Source organism: Microcystis sp. M49636_WE2 (assembly GCF_030065375.1).
GTDB lineage: Bacteria > Cyanobacteriota > Cyanobacteriia > Cyanobacteriales > Microcystaceae > Microcystis > Microcystis aeruginosa_C.
This window is the reverse complement of record NZ_JASJFG010000533.1, coordinates 1-1,054: the sequence shown is the minus strand read 5'-3', so window position 1 is coordinate 1,054 and position 1,054 is coordinate 1. Positions and strand designations below refer to the sequence as shown.

The 1,054-nt window shown below is 39.8% G+C and carries 2 protein-coding genes; one reads left to right on the top strand and one right to left on the bottom strand.

Annotated elements, in window-relative coordinates; genetic code table 11:
* Positions 1-781 (top strand): DNA replication/repair protein RecF (gene recF / locus PX484_RS12370; protein ID WP_288104065.1); only part of this gene is annotated, 781 nt, incomplete at its 5' end.
* Between the two features lie 98 nt (positions 782-879).
* Here recF and PX484_RS12365 read toward each other — a convergent pair.
* The coding region (locus PX484_RS12365; protein ID WP_288104067.1) for a ribose-5-phosphate isomerase A at positions 880-1,054 on the bottom strand (175 nt) is incomplete at its 5' end.

Below are 1,054 nucleotides of genomic sequence, written 5' to 3'. Positions count from 1 at the left end.
ATTTTCTAGTCTCGATCTGGATTTAGTGCGCGGTGGTCCGGAAGCTCGCCGAGATTGGTTAGATACTTTATTAATTCAATTAGAACCCCTATACGTTCATATTTTACAGCAATATAATCAGGTTTTACGACAAAGAAATGCCCTCTTAAAAGAGATTCGTAAACAGGAATTAGAGGGAAAAGTTTATGCGGATTTATCCCAACTAAAACTCTGGGATTTACAACTAGCAGAAACCGGTTCAAGAGTAACGAGAAGAAGGGCGCGAGTCCTGCAAAGATTAATTCCTTTAGCCCAAAAATGGCACGAAAGTATTAGCGGAAAAACGGAATTTTTAGAATTACAATATGTTCCCAATGTGCCTTGGCTAGAAGATGATGTCAATGGGGTACAAAGGGCTTTTTTAGATAAGATTGAAACCCGTCGTTTGGCAGAGAAACAACTAGGGACATCGGTAGTCGGTCCGCACCGGGATGAAGTGGATTTTTTAATTAACCAAAACCCCGCTAAATCCTACGGTTCCCAAGGACAACAAAGAACCCTAGTTTTAGCCTTGAAATTAGCGGAATTACAGTTATTAGAGCAGATTATCGGGGAACCTCCCCTACTGCTCCTCGATGATGTTTTAGCGGAATTAGATATCGAACGACAAAATCAATTATTAGATGCGATCGAAGACCGTTTTCAAACTTTAATTACCACCACTCATCTCAGTTCGTTTGAGTCCCGTTGGTTGCAATCTTCCCAGATATTTTCTGTCAAAAAGGGACATATTTTTTATTAGCCTATAGCCTCTCTTTATTTTGCTCTTTGTCTGTATACACCCATAATAACAAAACAGGCCTGCGGCCTGTTTCACTATTAGATTAAGAATAATTAATCCTACCTAATCTCGCGGACTACCGGCTTACCGTCGATAATTTCACCGACGAGAATCAGATCAGCAACCCCGACAAATAAACCATTTTCTAAAACCCCCGGCATATTATTAATAGTTCTTTCCAAATCAGCCGGATCATCGATACTATCAAATTTAACATCGATAACTAAATTGCCT